Origin of the sequence: Arthrobacter liuii (genome assembly GCF_014639275.1) — a bacterium.
Lineage (GTDB): Bacteria > Actinomycetota > Actinomycetes > Actinomycetales > Micrococcaceae > Arthrobacter > Arthrobacter liuii.
The window spans coordinates 56,375-72,410 of the sequence record NZ_BMFW01000015.1; the positions used below are offsets into that span (position 1 = coordinate 56,375).

General features: G+C 65.8%; 13 protein-coding genes. 12 read left to right on the forward strand and 1 reads right to left on the reverse strand.

Features of this window, described 5'->3' with window-relative positions; translation table 11 throughout:
* Positions 1-45: 45 nt before the first annotated feature.
* Complete coding sequence (locus IEW19_RS14680) at positions 46-546, reverse strand: NUDIX hydrolase (protein ID WP_159629410.1); 501 nt, start codon at positions 544-546, stop codon at positions 46-48.
* Between the two features lie 208 nt (positions 547-754).
* On the opposite strand from IEW19_RS14680, the gene IEW19_RS14685 reads away from it, so the two are divergent.
* The 12 genes from IEW19_RS14685 (at position 755) to IEW19_RS14735 (ending at position 15,856) form a co-directional block, all read left to right on the forward strand.
* Positions 755-2,263 carry a CCA tRNA nucleotidyltransferase gene (locus IEW19_RS14685; RefSeq protein WP_188572351.1) on the forward strand — a complete coding sequence of 503 codons (1,509 nt, stop codon included), beginning with the start codon at positions 755-757 and terminating at the stop codon, positions 2,261-2,263.
* Entirely contained in the window at positions 2,260-2,844 is a 585-nt protein-coding gene (locus tag IEW19_RS14690; protein ID WP_188572352.1) for a histidine phosphatase family protein, read from the forward strand. The genes IEW19_RS14685 and IEW19_RS14690 overlap by 4 nt, the downstream gene beginning before the upstream one ends.
* 634 nt (positions 2,845-3,478) lie before the next feature.
* Positions 3,479-3,613 (forward strand): hypothetical protein, encoded by a 135-nt coding sequence (locus IEW19_RS23935; RefSeq protein WP_268236267.1) that lies wholly within the window; start codon positions 3,479-3,481, stop codon positions 3,611-3,613.
* 48 nt (positions 3,614-3,661) lie between these two features.
* Complete coding sequence (locus tag IEW19_RS14695) at positions 3,662-5,125, forward strand: glycosyltransferase family 87 protein (protein ID WP_188572353.1); 1,464 nt, start codon at positions 3,662-3,664, stop codon at positions 5,123-5,125.
* Complete coding sequence (locus tag IEW19_RS14700) at positions 5,118-6,560, forward strand: phytoene desaturase family protein (protein ID WP_188572354.1); 1,443 nt, start codon at positions 5,118-5,120, stop codon at positions 6,558-6,560. The genes IEW19_RS14695 and IEW19_RS14700 overlap by 8 nt, the downstream gene beginning before the upstream one ends.
* Positions 6,561-6,629: 69 nt before the next feature.
* A complete protein-coding gene (locus IEW19_RS14705) occupies positions 6,630-8,618 on the forward strand; it encodes a penicillin-binding transpeptidase domain-containing protein (protein WP_188572355.1) in 1,989 nt (662 codons plus the stop codon).
* 25 nt (positions 8,619-8,643) lie between these two features.
* Positions 8,644-10,326, forward strand: coding sequence for an ATP-binding cassette domain-containing protein (locus tag IEW19_RS14710; RefSeq protein WP_188572356.1), 1,683 nt, complete (start codon positions 8,644-8,646; stop codon positions 10,324-10,326).
* A 42-nt stretch (positions 10,327-10,368) separates the two neighbouring features.
* Positions 10,369-11,142, forward strand: coding sequence for a DeoR/GlpR family DNA-binding transcription regulator (locus tag IEW19_RS14715; RefSeq protein WP_188572357.1), 774 nt, complete (start codon positions 10,369-10,371; stop codon positions 11,140-11,142).
* Positions 11,139-12,368, forward strand: a complete 1,230-nt coding sequence (locus IEW19_RS14720) for an MFS transporter (RefSeq protein ID WP_188572358.1) — start codon at positions 11,139-11,141, stop codon at positions 12,366-12,368. The genes IEW19_RS14715 and IEW19_RS14720 overlap by 4 nt, the downstream gene beginning before the upstream one ends.
* Before the next feature lie 22 nt (positions 12,369-12,390).
* Positions 12,391-13,887: a bifunctional phosphatase PAP2/diacylglycerol kinase family protein gene (locus tag IEW19_RS14725; protein WP_188572359.1), complete on the forward strand. Its 1,497-nt coding sequence runs from the start codon at positions 12,391-12,393 to the stop codon at positions 13,885-13,887.
* Between the two features lie 152 nt (positions 13,888-14,039).
* Complete coding sequence (locus IEW19_RS14730) at positions 14,040-14,963, forward strand: ABC transporter ATP-binding protein (RefSeq protein WP_188572360.1); 924 nt, start codon at positions 14,040-14,042, stop codon at positions 14,961-14,963.
* Positions 14,963-15,856, forward strand: a complete 894-nt coding sequence (locus IEW19_RS14735) for an ABC transporter permease (RefSeq protein WP_229748490.1) — start codon at positions 14,963-14,965, stop codon at positions 15,854-15,856. The genes IEW19_RS14730 and IEW19_RS14735 overlap by 1 nt, the downstream gene beginning before the upstream one ends.
* Positions 15,857-16,036 lie beyond the last annotated feature (180 nt).

Consider the following 16,036-nt stretch of genomic DNA (forward strand, 5'->3'; position numbering starts at 1 on the left):
ACCCGCGGGCTCTTAACACCGCAATGGCGACGGCGGCGTCCGGGGTTAGAGATGCCCAGGCAGGACCTCGCGGGCGAGGTCGGCGATGCGGCGTTCGTTGGGGAAGGACAGCTTCCGGGCCAGCTCCTGGATGGGCACCCAGGCCACATCAACGGCTTCCTGGTCGGGATCGTTCTCGATGGTGAGCTCGCCGCCCGTGGCGCGCAGGAGGTAATGGTGCACGGTCTTGTGGACCCGGTGGCCGCTGACAGTGAACCAGTAATCGATGCTGCCCAGCGGTGCCAGGATGATGCCCTCGATGCCGGTTTCCTCGGCAATTTCCCGGACCGCTGCCTCTTCGTTGTTTTCCTTGCCTTCCGGATGGCCCTTGGGCAGGCACCATTCGAGGCGTCCGCCCCGGTTAAGGCGGGCGATAATCGCAACCCTCAATTCGGCGTCGGACGTGTCCACCACAACGCCGCCCGCCGAAACTTCCTCAACCGTGGGCAGCGACGCCGGTGCCGACTGCTGGGCAGGGGCAACGTGCGCTCCGATTGCCGACGGCAATGGAGCGTTTGTCCTCCTGCCTGGAGCGCTCGGTACTGGATGGGCCATGGAGTCCACTCTAACGACTGTTGCCCTCCCGTGATGACCGGAACATGACACCAACATGGACGGGATATGACGCACTTTCCGGCGCGGAACGTCAATCAGCGCGGATCGTGACGCTTTTTTGGACTGCCACGGCGCTGGTTTCTGCCAAGCTTAAGGAACTATGTCGCACGCACACCACAAGATTGATTCCCACACTGTCGACTTCAAGGTGGACCCGGTGGTCCTGGAGCTCGGACAGCGCTTCGTGGACGCCGGCCACGAATTGTCCCTGGTGGGCGGTCCGGTGCGCGACCTGTTCCTTGGCCGGACCTCTCCCGACCTCGACTTCACCACTGATGCCACCCCGGACCAGACCGTGGCACTGATCAAGAAGTGGGCAGACAACTTTTGGGAGATCGGCCGGGCCTTCGGCACCATCGGCATGCGCAAGGCCGGTTTCCAGATCGAGATCACCACCTACCGGGCCGAGGCCTACGATCCCGACTCCCGCAAGCCCGTGGTGGCGTTCGGCTCCTCGCTCACCGACGACCTGCTGCGCCGCGACTTCACCATCAATGCCATGGCGCTGAAGCTTCCCTCCATGGAACTGGTGGACCCGTTCGGAGGCGTCCGCGACCTGCACGCCTCCGTGCTGGCCACGCCGGGCGCGCCGGAAGCATCCTTCTCCGATGACCCCCTGCGGATGATGCGCGCCGCCCGGTTCGCCGCGCAGCTGGGAGTTTCCGTCCACGACGACGTCCGGGATGCCATGACGCGCATGGCGGACCGGATCACCATCATTTCCGCGGAGCGGGTGCGGGACGAACTGGTCAAGCTGGTGTGCGGGGCCCTGCCGCGGGCGGGTGTGGATCTGCTGGTGGACACCGGCCTGGCCGAGCATGTGCTGCCCGAGGTTTCCGCCCTCCGCCTCGAATCCGACGAGCACCACCGCCACAAAGACGTCTACCAGCACTCCCTGCAGGTCCTGGAACAGGCGGCCGGGCTTGAAACGGACGCGGAAGGGGCAGTGCCCGGGCCGGACTTCGTGCTGCGGTTCGCAGCCCTAATGCACGACGTCGGGAAGCCGGCTACCCGACGCTTCGAACCGGGCGGCGCGGTGAGCTTCCGCCACCACGACATGGTGGGTGCCAAGCTCACCACCAAGAGGATGAAGGCGCTGCGGTTCGACAACGACACCACCAAGGCCGTGGCACGCCTGGTGGAACTCCACATGCGTTTCTATGGCTATGGCGACGCCGGCTGGAGCGACTCAGCCGTCCGGCGCTACGTCACCGATGCCGGGCCGCTGCTGGAACGGCTGCACCGGCTCACCCGCTCCGACGTCACTACCAGGAACCAGCGCAAAGCTGAACGCCTGGCCTTCGCCTACGACGACCTGGAATCCCGCATCGCCACGCTCCGCGAACAGGAGTCCCTGGACGCGGTGCGCCCGGACCTGGACGGAGCCCGGATCATGGCCCTGCTGCGGATCAAGCCGGGGCCTGTGGTGGGCCGCGCCTACAAATTCCTCCTGAATGAACGGATGGAACACGGACCGTTGCCCGCCGAAGAAGCGGAGGGGCGCCTGCTCCGCTGGTGGGCCGAACAGCCTGAATCAGCACCTGCCGGACCTGCGGCCGAAGCCTCTCCCGCCGTCGTCGAACCTTCACCCGTTGAGGAGTCCAAGTGACCAGCCCCGCCTTTGCCCCGCGCCCCCAGCTCTGGATCCTCCGCCACGGTGAGACCGAATGGTCCAAGAGCGGGCAGTACACCGGCCTTACGGACCTCCCCCTGACGGTCGAAGGCGAGCAGCAGGCCGTGGAGGCCCGCAAGGTGCTGGACGGCGTCGACTTCGACCTGGTGCTCACCTCCCCGCTGCGGCGGGCCCGGCGGACAGCCGAACTCGCCGGCTTCCCCGAGGCCCGGCACGAACCGCTTGCCGTCGAATGGAACTACGGCGACTACGAAGGCATCAGCTCGGACCTGATCCGCAAGGACAACCCCGATTACCTGATCTGGACCCACGGGGTGCCCAATGGTGAGACGCTGGACGAGGTTGCCGCGCGGGCGGACAAGATTATCGGTCGAATCCTGGAATCCGGCATGGACAATGTGCTGATCGTGGCGCATGGTCATTTCTCCCGCATCCTCACCGCGCGATGGCTGGAACTTCCGCCTACGGAAGGCCGGCACTTCATCCTGGGGACGGCCAAGGTCTGCACGTTGGGATGGGATAAGAAGACGCCCGCTATTGTGCGCTGGGGTCTTTAAACCTTCTTTCCAAAGAATGTTTTTCCTTCTTTTCCAGAATTGCTGGTCATTCATGGAATCCTGCGGTACCTTTATTCCTGACCCCATGGTGACCTGCCCGGGTCATGGACCGCATTGCAATTCACGCAGCGGACAGCAGAAAAGGAGGTTGGGACAATGATGACTTTGACTGGCGAATGGAATGCCCCCGTCAATGCGTTCCCTGCCTTTGCTGGTTCCGCGCGTGTGGCACCGGTCAGCTTCGGCTCAAGGCGGCCTGCCGCCTTGCCGGGTTTGCTGCAACGCCGCTAACGGCACCAGCTCCCTGGGCACTGGACGCGCCCAAGACTTCCGCGTTGGCGCTTGGCCGCTGACCGCCGTCGACGTCCGGACCGCTGTGCTTCGTCGCGAGCCACCCGGAACAACCAATGGCGCAGCCCTCGCTTCGCGTCTGAACAAGTTCCCCGGTATAGCTTCCCGGCGTAGCCGGTGCACCCTTCATTTGTACATTTTTGTGCAATTTCTCTAATTCCTATTTGTGGAATTCATGCACCCTAATGCTGTGCCTCTGCGCACCTAGTTTCGGTGCAATTCCGCCGTGCACTCTTCCGCGCCAAATTGCAAAGAGAGGAGGTGGCTCCCCTTGATACAAAGAATGATGGGACTCCTGTCCCGCCCGCTGCAGCGCCGCAGTTCCTTCAGTCCTGGTTCCTTCAACAGCGCCCTGCTGGAGCAGCATCGGAACGACGTCTTCGTGCTCATGCACCAGCAGTTGGGCGGCCTGCGCTGACAGCCGGCCCCGGGCGCGGGGGAAGGGGCCGGCTGTAAGCTCGATGCCATGCACGAGACTCAGCCGCCGGAGGATCAACGACGGCCCCGCATCGTGGTGCCCAGCCGCAGTGATGGGCTGCTGCGGAATTTCACTGAGGTGGTTGGTGGCCCGCTGGGGGCCCGGACCGATCCCGGCCTGGTCTCCCCCGGTGTCTTTTCGGTGGAGCGGGTGCTTATTGTCCTCACGGCACTGGCAGCGCTGTTGGGGGTCCTGCTGAAGGGGTACTGCAGGGTCAACGGCTGGGAGACCCCCGCGCAGTTCTATGCCACGTGCTACTCGGACTTCCCGGAGCTGTTCCGCAACAGGGGCCTGGCGGAGGGGATCTTTCCCATCGTGGGCAGCGGCAGCCAGTTCGAATACCCAGTGCTCATCGGGTTGATCGCGGGGGTGACGGCCTGGCTGGTGCCAGGCGGAGACGCCCAAGCGCGGGAACTGGCCTACTTCGACATCAACGCCGTGCTGCTGGCGGCCGTGGCCATGCTCACCGTGCTGGTGATTGCGCGCATGCCCGGCCGCCGCCCGTGGGACGCCGCAATGATGGCAGTGGCGCCGGGGATCGTGCTGGCCGGAACCATCAACTGGGACCTGTGGGCTGCCTGCCTGCTCGCGGTGGGCATGTATTTTTTCGCCCGTCAGCGGCTCATTCCTGCTGGGGTCCTGGTCGGGCTGGCCACCGCCACCAAGCTCTACCCGGTGCTGGTGCTCGGGGCCATCCTGCTGCTCGCGGTACGCACGGGAAGATGGCGCCCGCTGCTGGTGACCGCCGGCAGTGCGGCTGCCACGTGGCTTGTGGTCAACCTGCCGTTCGCGGCCGCCAACCCTTCCGGCTGGGCCTATTTCTTCCAATACAGCGCCGACCGGGGAGCCGGGTACAGCTCGGCCTGGTTCGCCTACAACCTGGTTGCGGAAAGGCTGGGCTGGCCGGCACTGGGCAGCGAAGCCGTCAGCGTCCTGTCCGCCGGGCTTTTTGTCGTGGCCTGCGCCGGCATTGCGGCTGTTGCCTTGACGGCCCGTCGCCGCCCGCGGCTGGCGCAACTCGCCTTCCTGGTAGTTGCGGCCTTCATCCTCACCAGCAAGGTCTATTCGCCCCAGTACGTGGTGTGGCTCATCCCGCTGCTGGCCCTTGCCAGGCCCCGCTGGCGCGACTTCCTGGTCTGGCAGGGTATCGAAGCCCTGCATTGGGCCGCAATATGGATGTACCTTGGACAGGTGACCAGCGCAGGTTCCTCCCAGCACAACCTGGATATGCCGTACTACGTCCTCGCCGTTGCCGCACATATGGCCGCGGTAGCGTACCTCATGGCCCGCGTCGTCTGGGATATCTACGACGCCACCTATGACCCCGTCCGCCGCCACCATCTCGATGATCCGCATGGCGGCCCTTTCGCCAATGCGCCGGACCGTTTCCGGCTGAATCCAGGGGGACCCGCGGCTGCACTCAGTCCATCGAAAGCCAGGTCGCATGCCTGATGTCGCGGTAGTAGGCTCCGGTCCCAACGGGCTGGCGGCAGCGGCCGTCATGGCACGGGCCGGGCTGTCAGTGGAGGTCTTCGAGGCAGCAACAAAAATCGGCGGTGGAACGCGGACCACTGAGCTGATGCAGCCAGGGCACTTCCACGACGTCTGTTCAGCAGTGCATCCAATGGCCGTTGCGTCCCCTTTCTTCCGCGCCTTTGAGCTGCCCCGGAGGGTGGACCTGGTCACCCCGGAAGTGTCCTTCGGCTCACCCCTCGACGGCGGCCGGGCAGCGCTGGCGTACACAGCGCTGGACCGGACGGCGTTGGAGCTGGGCCAGGACGGCCCCGCCTACCGGCGGCTCATGGAACCGCTGGTCCAGCACATCGATGACGTCATGGACTTCACCCAAAACCAACTCCTCCGGATCCCCCGGAACCCCCTGGTAGCCGGCATTTACGGTCTGCGGACCCTGGAACAGGGGACCGGACTGTGGAACCTCCGGTTCCGGGAAGAGCTTGCGCCGGCACTCCTGAGCGGAGTGGCTGCGCACGCCATCTCCCATCTGCCCTCCCTGGCAGCCGCCGGGGCGGGGCTCATGCTCGGTGCCCTGGCACATGCCGGCGGATGGCCCATCCCCCGCGGCGGCTCTGCATCAATCGCGGCAGCACTTGCCGATGACATCCGCGCCCACGGCGGCCTCATCCACACCGAAACACCGATAGGGCGGCTGGAACAGCTTCCTGCCACCCGTGCCACATTGCTGGACGTGGCACCCCGCGGGCTGCTGGACATGGCAGGCGACTCGCTTCCCGGGCACTACCGGAGGGCACTGGAGCGCTTCCGCTACGGCAACGGCTCCTGCAAGGTGGACTTCATCCTCTCCGGGCCGGTGCCGTGGCAGGCCACCGGACTTTCCGACGCCGGCACGGTCCACGTGGGCGGAACGCGTGCGGAACTGGCGCGCTCGGAGAACGAGGTCAGCGCCGGACGCCACCCGGAACAGCCCTACGTGCTCGTGGCCCAGCCTTCCCGCTTCGACCCCAGCCGCGCCCCTGCCGGACGGCACATACTGTGGACCTACTGCCACGTGCCCTCCGGCTCAACAAAGGACATGACCAGCAAGGTGGTGGCCCAGCTGGAACGGTTTGCGCCGGGCTTCCGCGACCTGGTGGTGGAATCGCACGTCATCACCGCAGCGGAGTTGGCCGAGTACAACCGCAACTACATCGGGGGGGATTTCAGCGCCGGCGTGATGGACGTCCGCGGGCTGATCCAGAAGCCGGTGGTATCCCCCGTCCCGTGGCGGACGCCGCTGCTGGGTGTCTACCTCTGCTCGTCGTCGACGCCGCCCGGCCCGGGGGTCACGGGAATGCCCGGGATGCACGCAGCAAAGTACGCCCTGAAGGACATCTTCAAACTGCCGGTTCCGGACCTGGGGCTCTCATAGGTCCCCACCCTGGCGAGGGCACGAGGCGGCGCGGCGCGGCAGACGGCCGGCCCGGGGGATAATGGCGCGATGGGGAAACCAACAAAACTTTCGCTTGCCATAGCTGGGCTCATCCTTGGTACTTCGCTGGTGGCGTGTGATGACGGAAAATCCGGGGCGGAAGCCGCGGCACAACAGCTGGCCGGCGCGGTCTCGGCGCTGGACCTAGGGTCTGTGGCCTTTGAGGGCAAGGATGCCGGCGCAGCCAATGACCAGCTGCAGCAGGTGTTCGCTGCCTTGGATCCGCAAAAGCCCGAGGTCCAGGCGGGCGGACTGACGCTGGACGGAGACAAGGCAGCCGCGCCCTTGAACTACACGTGGAAGTTCGGCGATGCGGAGTGGAAGTACACTATCGCGGCGAACTTCAAGAAGTCCGGCGACAAATGGCTCACTGTGTGGGACCCGGCCATGCTGGCCCCCGGCCTCGCGGACAGCGAGATCGTGACCAAGGGATCCCAGTCCCCCCAGCGCGCCGATATCCTCGGCGCCGGTGACGTCCCGCTGGTGACCTATCGCCCAGTGGTGAATGTGGGCATCGACAAGCCCCAGTTGGGCGGTGCTGACCCGGCCGATTCCGCAGGCAAGCTGGCAGCACTGGTTGGCGTGGACCCCGCCGCCTACGTGCAGCAGGTCAAGGCCGCCGGGGCGCAGGCCTTCGTATCGGCGATCACGCTGCGCGAAGAAGGCCGCACCATCTCCAATGCGCAGATCCAGGCCATCCCCGGCGCCCGTGGTATTCCGGCCTCGATCCCGCTGGCCCCGAGCAGGACGTTTGCCCGTGCGGTGCTTGGTTCGGTGGGGGAAGCCACCGCCGAACAGGTCGAGGCGTCAAAAGGTGCCCTGGCCGCCGGCGATGTCACGGGCATCGGCGGGCTCCAGCAGCAGTATGACGGCCAGCTCCGCGGATCGGACGCCGTCGTTATCCGCGCGCAGCGGGCTGACCTGACGCGCGAACAGATCCAATCCGCGGGAACGGACCCCCGGCGCGTCCTCTTCCAGGTGGCGCCGAAGCCGGGGACGCCGCTGAAAACCACCCTCGATCCCCGGCTGCAGACGCTGGCTGAAAGTACCCTGGACGGCGTGGGGCCGGCATCGGCCATTGTGGCCCTGCGCCCCTCCACCGGGGCCGTGCTGGCAGCGGCCTCCGGGCCGGGCAGCAACGGCTACAACACCGCGATGCTGGGACAGTATGCGCCGGGTTCCATCTTCAAGATGGTGGATTCGCTCGCCATGTTCCGCAACGGGATGACGCCGGACTCCACCGTGCAGTGCACCCCCACGCTCACGGTGGACGGACGCACTTTCAAGAACTCGGAGGGCTATCCCGAGACCTCCCTGGGCGCGGTAACACTGCGGGATGCCTTTGCGCACTCCTGCAACACTGCCTTCATCTCCCAGCGCGACTCGGTATCACAGGGCCAGCTTGAGGCCGCCGCCACGTCCATGGGAGTAGCGGTTGAGGCGCCGAAACTCGGTGCGGAAGCGTTCCTGGGGTCCGTTCCCGGCCAGGCCCAAGGCACCGAGCATGCGGCATCCATGATCGGCCAAGGCAAGGTCCTGCTCTCCCCGCTTGCCGCAGCGATCATGGCAGGGTCCGTTGCCAAGGGCGCGCCGGTTTCGGCGCAGCTGGTCCTTAACCCCGACGCCGGTGCTCCCGCCGCCGGAACGACGGCAGGTTCCACCGCCCCGGCGGCCGCACCGTCCGCCACTGCCTCGGCCGAGGCGCCCTCCACGGCGTCGGACAAGCCGATCACCGCGGCGGAGGCGGCATCGCTGGCAGACATGATGCGCGCCGTCGTGACTTCCGGCCACGCAGGCTTCCTGTCCAGCGTCCCCGGTGCGCCGGTGGGCGCGAAGACAGGAACGGCTGAGTTCGGCACCGAGAATCCGCCGAAAACCCACGCATGGATCGTGGCCGTGCACGGCGACCTGGCCGTGGCCGTCTTCGTGGAGGACGGCGGGCTGGGCGCCACCACATCCGGGCCGTTGCTGAAGCAGTTCCTCACCGCCGCCGGTTAAGTAGCGGCGTGGGAGGATTGGGGGCGTGGCCCATATTGACGTTTCCGGCATCGACTATTTCCTCTCGGACGGCACCCAGCTCCTGAACGGGGTGACCTTCAAGGTTCCGGACGGCACCAAGACCGCCCTGATCGGCCCCAACGGGACAGGCAAAACCACTTTGTTCCGGATCATCGCCGGGGATCTTGTTCCCGACGAGGGCGTCATCGGGCGCTCCGGAAACATGGGCATCATGCGCCAGTTCGTGGGGCAGGTGCGTGACGGCTCCACCGTCCGGGACCTCCTGGTGTCCGCCGCTCCCCCGGCTCTTGCGGCCGCTGCCCGCGAGGTTGATGAGGCCGAGCTGGCCATGGTGGAGCACGACGACGAACCCACCCAGATGCGGTACGCGCAGGCAATCGTGGACTGGGGAGATGCTGGCGGCTACGACGTCGAGACTGTCTGGGACGAGGTCTGCATGGCCGCGCTGGGACTGCCATTTGACCGCGCACAGCACCGCCCGGCGTCGAGCCTTTCAGGCGGTGAACAAAAGCGGCTGGTGCTGGAAGCTTTGTTCGCGGGCCCGGACGACCTCCTGCTCCTGGACGAACCGGACAACTACCTCGACGTGCCGGGCAAGCGCTGGCTCGAGGAAAAGCTGAATGAGTCAAAGAAGACAGTCTTCTTTATCAGCCACGACCGGGAATTGCTGAACAACGCGGCCGGGCGCATTGTCACCCTGGAGCCGGGAATCAACGGAGCAGCCGCGTGGATCCACGGCGGTGGCTTCGGCTCCTACGTGGAGGCCCGCGTCGACCGGAACGCGCGCTTTGAGGAATTGCGCAAACGCTGGGACGAGGAGCACATCAAGCTCAAGGAACTCGTCAACATGTACAAGAACAAGGCCGCGTTCCGTTCCGACATGGCCAACCGGTACCACGCGGCCCAGACCCGGCTGGCAAAATTCCTGGAGGTGGGGCCGCCGGAGGCCCTGCCCATCGAACAGAACGTACAGATGCGGCTCAAGGGCGGCCGGACTGCCAAGCGGGCCATCGTGGCGGAGCAGCTGGAGCTGACCGGCCTGATGAAGCCGTTTTCCACCGAGGTGTGGTTCGGGGACCGTGTTGGCGTGCTGGGCTCCAACGGATCCGGCAAGTCGCACTTCCTGAGGCTGCTCGCCACCGGCGGCACCGACCCTGAACGCGAGCACCTGCCTGTCTCGGATGTGGAGATCGCGGAGGTGCCGCACGAAGGGACCGTGAAGCTCGGTGCGCGGATCCGGCCCGGGTTCTTCGCCCAGACCCACGTCCGTCCAGACCTCCTGGGCAAGACGCTGCTGGAGATCCTGCACCGCGGCGACGAACACCGGTCCGGCCTGGGCCGGGAGGCGGCTGCGGGTGCCCTGGACGGCTACGGGCTGGCGGGGCAGTCGGAACAAAAGTACGAGTCCCTTTCCGGCGGGCAGCAGGCACGGTTCCAGATCCTGCTCCTGCAATTGAGCGGTGCCACCCTGCTCCTGCTGGACGAGCCCACGGACAACCTGGATTTGCACTCCGCCGAAGCGCTGGAACGCGCCATCGACCACTTCGAGGGAACCGTCCTGGCGGTCACCCACGACCGCTGGTTTGCGCGGACGTTCGACCGGTTCCTGGTGTTCGGTGCGGACGGGAAAGTCTATGAGTCCCCGGAACCGGTCTGGGACGAGCAACGGGTCGAGCGGGTCCGCTGATCAGCAAGTGATCAAATGATCAGAAATTGATATCATTTGATCATGAGAACGGATGAGCGGCACCGGGCCATTGCCGAACTCCTTCGGGAGCGCCCAGAGGTAAGCGTGGAAGAGTTGATGCAGGCCTGTGCAGCCTCGGGTGCAACCATCCGCCGCGACCTCGAGGCGCTGGCGGGCCACGGCGTCCTCCGGCGGGTCCACGGCGGTGCGAGGAGCCTGATCGGCCAGGGGCAGAACCCCGGCTATGGTCAGCGCGAGCTGGAGGAGCAGGACGGCAAGCGGCGCATCGCGGCTGCCGTTGCCGGGCTGCTGGCTGAACGCGAACACGTGTGGCTGGACAGCGGAAGCACGGCAACCGAGGTGGCACGGGCATTGACCGGCCGGGAACTGACGCTGATGCCAATGTCGCTGCAGGCCCTTACGGCGGCAGCGGACGGGGACGGCGCTGCGGGTTCCCGGCCGTCTCTGCTGCTGCCCGGCGGGAGCATGGTGCCGGGGGAGCTCTGTTTCCGCGGGCCCCTCGCCGAGTCAAACATCAGGTCGCTGCGTTTTGACACTGCCGTAGTGACCCCCTGTGCCGTGGATTTCAAGGACGGCCTGCTGGCCCATGACCTCGACGATGCAGCCGTCAAAAGAGCTGGCCTGGAATCGGCAGCACGGGTGGTGATGGCTGCGTCCGCGGCAAAGTGGCAGGCTAGTGCCCGTGTCCTCGTCACCAGCCTGGATCAGGTGGACGTGATCGTCACGGACCGGAAATTCAGTGCACAAGATAATGCTGAACTCGAAAAATACTCTGTGGAAGTAGTGAACGTATGAGCACTAATGCCGGCACGGAACAACACGTGGGATTGACAGCGGCTGCAGCAGCGACATTCGTGGTCTTCGGGATTAATGGACTTGTCTTCGCCAGCTGGGCGGCAAGGATTCCGGCCGTCACCCAGACGCTGCAGATCACGTCGGGGCAGATGGGCACGCTGCTGCTGTGCACGGCAGTGGGCTCACTCTTGGCGCTTCCCGCCGCTGGACTGGTGGTGGGCAGGGTGGGGACGGCGAATACAGTGCGCTTCGCCGGCCTGCTGGCCGCGGCGGCAGGTGTGGGAATCGCCATGTCGCTTTCTGCCACCTCCATTGCCGGCACGGCAGTGTCCCTGTTCTTCTTCGGCATTGGAATCGGCCTGTGGGATGTGGCGCAGAACATCGAAGGAGCTGACGTGGAGCACAAGCTACGGCGGACCATCATGCCGCAGTTCCATGCTGCATTCAGCGGCGGTGCCTTTGTGGGGGCGCTGGTGGGTGCCGGGCTTTCCAACCTGGGTGTGAACCTGCCGCTGCACTTGCTGGTGATCGTGGCTGTCGTCGTGCTGGTGGCCATCGTCGCCCCGCGCTTTTTCCTGCCGAATATCTCTGCCGCGTCCCTGGCAGGGGAACCGAAGGCAGCCAAGGGACCGTCGGCGTGGCGGGACCGGAGAACGCTGCTCATTGGCGTGGTGGTCCTGGGGGCAACGCTTACTGAGGGCGCGGGCAATGATTGGATCGCCAAGGCGTCGGTTGACGGACTCGGGACATCCGAATCAACCGGGGCACTCATGTTCGCCCTGTTCGTCCTGGCCATGACGGCCATGCGCTTCCTCGGCGGCCGGGTTATCGACAAGTACGGACGCGTGGTGGTGCTGCGGGCCAGCATGGCCGCGGCGGCGGTGGGGCTGGGCCTCTTCGTGCTGGCACCCAATATTTGGCTGGCAGGCATCGGTGCCGCCCTTTGGGGTATCGGCGCGGCCCTCGCCTTCCCCATGGGCATGTCGGCTGCGTCGGATGATCCCCGGCATTCAGCAGCCCGCGTTTCGGTTGTATCCACCTTGGGTTATATATCATTCCTGGCAGGACCGCCGCTTCTCGGCTACCTTGGTGACCTCACCGGCATCCACACCGCCTTGCTGGCGATCATGGCCCCTATCCTGCTGGCCCTGCTTCTGGCTGGGGCGGCCAGGCCCTTGCCGATGACGCATGGGGGCAGCGTGCGGGCGTCTGCCGGGCGCGAGTAGCTGCCGGGGTTAGGGTGTTGACATGCGAAGGATCAGGCCCAGAGGCCGGAGCCGGATAAGTCGCCTCGATAGATACCTTTTGAGGCATGTATCCAACCTGCCGGGAGGGAACCATGATGTCTTCTTCCGGCGGCTGTCGGCTTCAGCTAACCAAGGCAAGCTCTGGATGGGAACGGCAGCGGTCCTGGCGCTGTTCCCGGGCAAGACGCGGATGGCGGCCTTGCATGGATTGATCGCCCAAGGAGTGGCGTCCGCTGTCACCAACCTGGTTTTCAAGACGCTACTCCCCCGGGCCCGACCCCTGCCAGAGCACCTGCCGGTCTTCCGCTTCGTGCATCCGCAACCCACGAGTTCCTCCATGCCGTCCGGACATTCGGCATCAGCCGTCGCGTTCGCAGTCGGTGCCGGCCTTGTCCGCCCCGCCCTGGGTGCCGCCCTGGCCCCGGCTGCCCTGGGGGTTGCCTACTCGAGGGTCCACACGGGCGCGCACTGGCCTTCGGACGTCCTTTTCGGTTCGGCGCTGGGTGCCGGTGCTGCCCTGGTAACCCGCCGTTGGTGGCCCGTCCGGCCACCTATGCCGCAGACGAGGCGGGCGTGGACCAGCGCGCCTGCATTGCCGAATGGCGAGGGACTCAGCATCGTAGTGAACACCCTTGGTGGCTCCTTCAAGGAAGAGACTGCCGCGGCACTCCAGGAAGTATTTCCAATGGCGCATATAAACAAGGTGCAGCCTGGGGAGGACCTCGTCCATCGAATCAATGCCACCGCTGATCACCCCGGTACCCGGGCCTTAGGTGTGTGGGGCGGCGACGGAACCGTCGGCGCCGCGGCCGCTGCCGCCGTCGACCGCTCCATTCCCTTGCTGGTCCTGCCCGGAGGGACCCTGAACCACTTTGCGCGCGACGCCGGGACGGGAAGCCTGAAGGAGGCAGTGGAGGCGGCGAGCAAAGGCGAGGCGGCCCTGGCGGACGTTGGGGTGGTCACGGCAAAGCGGGGGTTGGCCGGCAATCCGGAAGTTTCGGATTTGGTCATGCTGAACACCTCCAGCGTCGGCCTCTATCCAAATCTTGTGCGGCGGCGGGAGCGCCTGCAGCCCGCGCTCGGAAAACGGCTGGCCGGGGTTGTGGCGATGTTCTGGACCTTTGGCGCGGGGACGCCGGTAACACTGTCCGTCGACGGTGTCCGGCACAAGGTGTGGATCGCCTACCTGGGCCGGGGCCGTCACTACCCCCGGGACCATGCGCCGCTGATCCGGCCCGTGATGGATGACGGCGTACTGGACGTGCGGCTGATCACCGCAGACGAGTCGTTTGCCCGGCTCCGGCTGCTTTGGTCCGTGCTAACTGGAACCGTGGCCAGCTCCGGGATCACCCACCTGCGGGAGGCAACGGAGGTCAGGATTGACGCTGATGGCGCACCCATGGTCCTTGCGGTTGATGGAGAAGCGCTGGCTGGAGTGCGGAGCGTGGCCTACACCGTGTGGCCGAGGGCCCTGTCCTATTACTCGCCGCGCCACTGACGTACGCGCCGCTGACTCAAGGGAACGTACCCTGATTCTCCCCTGAATCATCCCTGATTTCGGCGGAAAGCAGCGCGGGCCTCGATAGCGTAGGGAGTGCACTCCCACCCAACATCGTCCGCAGCCGCGTGCTGCCGTCCAAAGGATTCTTCATGATCGAGGCAAACGGGCTGACCAAGGTCTACGGCGCCAAGACCGCCGTCGCCGGCGTCAGTTTCACCGTCAGGGCAGGGCAGGTCACGGGCTTCCTGGGCCCGAACGGGGCGGGAAAGTCCACCACCATGCGCATGATCATGGGACTGGACCGGCCGACGTCGGGATCCGTCACGGTGAATGGCCTGCCCTACGTGCGGCACAAGGCACCCCTGCGGGAGGTGGGTGCCCTGCTCGACGCCAAAGCGGTCCACACCAGCCGCAGCGCCTACAATCACCTGCTGGCAATGGCGGCCACGCACAGCATCCCCAAATCGCGGGTGCACGAGGTGATCGAGATGACCGGGCTCGATGCGGTGGCCCGCAAGAAGGCCGGCGGCTTTTCACTGGGCATGGGCCAGCGGCTGGGTATCGCGGCGGCACTGCTGGGCGACCCGCAGACGCTCATCCTCGATGAACCGGTCAACGGCCTGGACCCGGAGGGCGTGGTCTGGGTGCGGAACCTGGTGCGGTACCTCGCCGGGCAGGGGCGGACGGTCTTCCTCTCGAGCCACCTGATGAGCGAGATGGCGCAGACCGCCGACCACCTGATCGTCATTGGGCGCGGCCGGGTAATCGCCGACGCACCGATCCGCGACATCATCACGGGCAAGGGCCAATCCCGTGTCCGCGTCCGGACCGATGACCCTGACCGGCTTTACCAGCTGCTTGCCGCGCGGGGTGCGTCCATAGAAGTACCGGAGCGGGAACTGCTCGAAGTAACGGGCCTGGAGCCCAGGACCATCGCGGGGGCGGCCTTGGAAAACCGGGTCATGGTCTACGAACTCACGCCCCTCGTTGCCAGCCTCGAGGAGGCGTACATGGAACTGACCAAGGACGACGTCGAATACCACTCCCTGCCCGCTGCGGAGGTAAGCAAGTAATGAGCTCCATGGCCACCGAATCCACGCCCTTGCCTGAACCTGCGCCGTCAACCGCAGGCAGCCTCCGCAAGAACGGCGGACGGTCCCTGCCCGGCCCCACTTTCATCCGGGTCCTCAACTCGGAAGTGATCAAGTTCCGGAGCCTTCTCTCCACGCTGATCCTGATCGCCTCCACGGCAGTGGTCATGGTCGGGTTCGGCGCACTGTCTGCTTGGGGGACCGGCCAGTTTGCTGGCGCGGCCACCCGGGACACGCAGGCCGCTGCACGCATGGCAGCGCAGGGAGGTGACCTCGCCGTCAGTGTCCCCACCTCCGGCATCGCCTTCGCCCAACTGATCCTCGGGTCCCTGGGCGTGCTCCTGATGAGTTCGGAATTTACCACCGGCATGGCGCGGTCCACCTTCGCAGCGGTGCCCAGGCGGCTCCCCGCATTCGCTGCCAAGCTGGTGGTGGTGATGGTGACATCATTCGTGGTCACCGCGGTCTCCACGTGGGTGGCAGGACTGGTGGCCGTGCCCATCCTGGACAACTACGGGCTCAAGCTGGACCTCGGCAGTTCCCAGTCGGTGAAGCTCCTCCTGGTCAACAGCATCTATGTGGCAGCCGTCGCCGCCATCGGAATGGCCCTGGGCACGCTAATCAGGAATTCGGCCGGCGGCATCATGAGCCTGGTGGGCATCTTCTTCGTGGCGCCCATTGCCTTCCAGCTCATCCCGGGGGACTTCTTCAAGGAGGCCCGCAAGTACCTTCCGGGCAACACCGTTGAGCCGCTCACGGCGGCCCAACATGTTCCGGATACGTTGGAGGCATGGCAGGCCGGGCTGGTCCTTGGCGTGTGGGTGGTCGTCCCCATCCTGTTCGCTGCGATCCTGCTGAAACGGCGGGACGTGTAGGCCCCACGCCCGGTTTGCGCAGCGCGCCGCCCACGGCCGCGTGGTTTCGGGCACATTACAAATATGCCTGGCAGGAAACTTTATTTGCCTATTAGGGTTTCTGCTTGGAGGCCCGTCCTGTTGGGCGCAGGCAGGACTGTTGGAGTGCACAAAGCAAGGCGCATGATGGCGGACCTAGGG